The organism is bacterium (assembly GCA_024224155.1).
Classification (GTDB): Bacteria; Acidobacteriota; Thermoanaerobaculia; order Multivoradales; family JAHEKO01; genus CALZIK01.
In genome coordinates this window covers 1-3,694 of record JAAENP010000261.1, presented here as the reverse complement: position 1 = coordinate 3,694, position 3,694 = coordinate 1, and the positions used below count along the sequence as shown (strand labels likewise).

The following is a 3,694-nucleotide window of genomic DNA, read 5'->3' as shown; positions in this document are numbered from 1 at the left end:
TCTCCTCGCTACCTTCGGTGAAGAGGAACCGCGGTGCCCAGTCCCCGCTGCGGTGCGGGCAAATCGCTGCTCCTCGCCTCGCCCTCCAGTCGCCACGCCGCAAGCGCATCGGAGGGCATCTCGGAGGCCACTTGTGATCTGCGCGTAGCGGCGCGCAGGCGAGGGCCCGACCAGCGCAGTCTGAGAAGCCCGAGGCGTCCCCTGGCCGGCCGCCCTGCCGATCGGCGACGAGCTGGGCCTCTAAGCGGTGTGCGTCAGCCAGAGGCGCTTCGCTGGAGGACCTACGGGCTAACTGCTGTCGAACCTTCGACCTGACGGTCTACAATCAGGCACGCATGACCCAACTGGACGAGCTATTCAGCGAATCGGCTCAAGAACGAATTCGCGAAGCCGTGGACCGAGCCGAGGGCCGAACCTCGGGCGAGATCGTACCGTACGTCGTGGGCTCTAGTGACACTTATGCCGCGGCGCACTGGTCGAGCGCGCTGCTCGGCGCCTTGCTGGCCCCCGTTCTGGCGCTGCTTGCGTACGAACGGCTGGCGATCTGGGGTCTGCCGATCGCCGTCTGGATGCTGACCCCGGTTCTGGTCGGGGCGGCGGTGGGTTACCTGGCGGCCGCGGCCATTCCGGTCTGGCGCCGCTCTCTGATAGGAGATGCGACGCTCGATCGGCGCACTCGGCGGCGAGCCGCGGTCGCGTTCTTGGAGGAGGAGGTCTTCAAGACGCGCGCGCGCACCGGGGTCCTCATCTTTCTGTCGTTGTTCGAGCATCGCGTCGTCGTGATGGGCGACGAAGGGATAAACCGTGCGATCGAAGCCGGGGAGTGGCAGAGGATCGTGGACGGAGTTGTTGCCGGAATTCGAGAGGGCAAGCCAGCCGACGCATTGGTCGGCGCGATTCGAGAGTGCGGTGAGCTACTCGAAGAGCGTGGCGTGGCCATCCAGCCCGACGACACGGACGAACTCAGCGATGAGTTGCGCAGGCACGACAGCTGATGCGCGCGCAGGTCACAGCAATGCGGTGGAAGATCGGTCGAATCCGGCTGCCGCTCCTGATTCTCCCGGCGGCGATCGTGCTGCTGGCGGGCGCCGGCGCCGCGCTCGAGGTTCCCTACCTGAGCGGACGTGTGACCGACCTCGCCGACCTGATCTCCGCGGAGACCGAAGCGCGGATCAGTGCCAGGGTGGAAGAGTTCGAGAATCGCACCGGAAGCCAGATCGCGGTCCTAACGATTCCCTCGCTCGAAGGCGAGGCGCTGGAGCAGTTTTCACTGCGGGTAGCCGAAACCTGGGGTCTCGGTCGGGCCGAACAAGATGACGGAGTCCTGCTGCTGGTCGCTCGCGACGATCGCAAGATGCGCATCGAAGTGGGCTACGGCCTGGAAGCGGATCTGACCGATGCCGAGAGCGGCAGAATCCTGCGCAATATCCTCACGCCGCGGTTCAAGGCGGGCGATTTCGACGGCGGTATCGAGCAGGGAGTGGATGCGATCGTGGGTACCCTCGAGGGAGCGGAGGTGATCCCGCCCGACTCTTCCAACGGGTTCAGCGACGTGCCGGTAACCGCTCGGCTCTTCTTCGGCGCCATGTTCTTTCTGGTCGTCGGCTTGTTCTCGCTGACCTCGATTTTCTCGACGGGTTGCCAGGGCTGGTTTCTGTACTTCTTTCTCGTTCCCTTCTGGGGGTCTTTTCCCATGGTCATTTTCGGCCCGAGAGGCGGTCTGATCGCTCTGGGGGCCTGGGTGGTGGGAGCTCCGATTTTGAAGCTGATCTTCAGAAACACCGAGTTCGCCAAGAAGTGGGTCACGGTCGGTCCCGGCTGGTCGGGCGGAAGCTCGGGCGGAGGCGGCTGGAGTGGCGGCGGGTTCTCCGGCGGAGGAGGGGGCGGTGGCTTCTCGGGCGGAGGCGGGAGCTTCGGAGGCGGCGGGGCCTCGGGCAGCTGGTAGGGGGTGGGCGCTGTGGCTCTAGTGCCGATAGTAGGCCGCCGGTGCGCTCTTCTCGCTCGCCCCTCGAAGACTCGGTTTAGCGCTCGCTCGCAAGAGGCACGCGGCGGGCCTTGCAGGCACAGTGCCGCGGAGTGCTTCGCCCGCGCACCAGTGGACCGAGGCAGGTCCGGTCGCGGGCGGGTGAAGAGAGACCCGAACGTGTCGCGCCGGTGCGGTCTCTCCGCGAGCGCAGAGAGGCTCGCTTCGAGACCGACGCGGCGCTCCCTCAGGGACCGAACCGCAGTGAGTGGGAGTCGCGAAGTGGTGCCCGTGCTCGGAGCGGTCGACCATCGCTTGCCCTTGAGCGAAGCGAAGGGTGTCGACCGTCGGCTCCGCGCCGCACCCGCGGACCGAGGCAGGCCTGGTCGTGGGCGGGTGAAGACAGAACCGAGCGTGTCGTACCGGTGGGCGAGGGGCGGTGCTCGAAGGGCTCGCCATGGCTAGGAAGGTCGCCGTTATCACCGGCGCCACCCGCGGCTTGGGTTGGGCGATGGCTCACGGCTTTGCCCGGGCCGGTTGCGAAGTGGCCGGGTGCGGGCGGTCGCGAGAGCAGATCGACGAGCTGGCACGCGAGCTTCCGGGTCCGCACATGTTTCGTGCCTTGGACGTAACGACCGCCGAAGTCGAGGAGTGGGCGCGGGAGGTCGTCGATGAGCTCGGCCCTCCCGACCTCGTGCTCAATAACGCCGCGCTCATGAACGCCCAAGCGCCGCTGTGGGAGGTGCCGCAGGCAGAGTTCTCGGATCTGATCGACGTCAATCTCAAGGGTGTGTTTGCTGTGTGCAGGGCCTTTCTGCCCGTGATGGTCGAAAGGAGGCAGGGCGTAATCGTCAACTTCAGCTCGGGTTGGGGGCGGTCCACGTCGCCCGGCGTCGCGCCTTACTGCGCCACCAAGTACGGCGTCGAGGGCTTGACCAAGGCCTTGGCCCAGGAGCTGCCACCGGGAATGGCTGCGGTTCCGCTGAGTCCCGGCATCATCGATACCGACATGCTACGAGTCGCGTGGGGCGACGGCGCGGCCGCCTATCCGGGTCCCGAGGAGTGGGCGAAGCGAGCGGTGCCGTATTTGTTGTCGCTCGATGCCTCGGCGAACGGGCAGTCGCTAACCGTGCCGTGACCAAGGTCGACACCCTTCGCTTCGCTCGAGGGCAAGCGGAGGTCGACCGCTACAAAGGGCCTCAGCAGTCCGGCAAGCGCGAGGCCGGCCGTGTGCGCCTCGGAGCGAGCCTCTCTGCGCTCGCGCAGAGGCGGCACCGGCGGCCACTATCGGCTGTAGGAGAGGGCAGGCCGAGGTCGACCGCTACACTCAAGTCGGTTTGCGCAGTGCTCGGGCGCTATCGCGCAAGCGCTTTTTCGGACACTTGCGTCAAAGCGTCGAGAGTCTCTTTCAGCGCCGACTGCGCCTGGCTCTGCGCCTCTTTCTCCATTCGTTGGGGATACTCGATCGGCTCGCCGACTGCCACCGCGATCCGTGAGAACGGCTTGGGCACGATCACTCGATCCCACGATTTGAGCCGCCAGCACTTGGCGGCGACGTAGCTCAGGGGAACCAGCGGCGCCTTGGCGGTCTGAGCGAGAACGATGACGCCGGCCTGCGCCTGATAGATGGGACCGCGCGATCCGTCGGCGACGGACAGCACCGAGACGTTTTCCTTGCGAACCATGCGATGGAGCGTCTTCAGGCCCGACATTCTGGCGGTGCGCGCCGCG

Annotated in this window: 4 protein-coding genes; 3 read left to right on the top strand and 1 reads right to left on the bottom strand. The window is 66.5% G+C overall.

Translation table 11 applies throughout. The annotated features are described in order from the left end of the window. Positions 1 to 344 precede the first annotated feature (344 nt). The 3 genes from GY769_13700 to GY769_13690 all read left to right on the top strand — a co-directional run bounded on the left by GY769_13700 (position 345) and on the right by GY769_13690 (position 3,101). Positions 345 to 995 (top strand): hypothetical protein, encoded by a 651-nt coding sequence (locus GY769_13700; GenBank protein ID MCP4202972.1) that lies wholly within the window; start codon positions 345 to 347, stop codon positions 993 to 995. A gap of 20 nt (positions 996 to 1,015) precedes the next feature. Further along, positions 1,016 to 1,945 (top strand): YgcG family protein, encoded by a 930-nt coding sequence (locus tag GY769_13695; GenBank protein ID MCP4202971.1) that lies wholly within the window; start codon positions 1,016 to 1,018, stop codon positions 1,943 to 1,945. Between the two features lie 457 nt (positions 1,946 to 2,402). Beyond that, positions 2,403 to 3,101, top strand: coding sequence for an SDR family oxidoreductase (locus GY769_13690; GenBank protein MCP4202970.1), 699 nt, complete (start codon positions 2,403 to 2,405; stop codon positions 3,099 to 3,101). Between the two features lie 217 nt (positions 3,102 to 3,318). Here the strand turns inward: GY769_13690 and GY769_13685 are convergent, their stop codons facing one another. Continuing rightward, positions 3,319 to 3,648 (bottom strand): hypothetical protein, encoded by a 330-nt coding sequence (locus GY769_13685; GenBank protein ID MCP4202969.1) that lies wholly within the window; start codon positions 3,646 to 3,648, stop codon positions 3,319 to 3,321. Positions 3,649 to 3,694 lie beyond the last annotated feature (46 nt).

Excerpts from the sequence above, each read along its gene's own strand:
- GY769_13695 (MCP4202971.1), top strand. The coding sequence starts at position 1,016 with ATGCGGTGGAAGATCGGTCGAATCCGGCTGCCGCTCCTGATTCTCCCG.
- GY769_13685 (MCP4202969.1), bottom strand. The coding sequence starts at position 3,648 with ATGGTTCGCAAGGAAAACGTCTCGGTGCTGTCCGTCGCCGACGGATCG.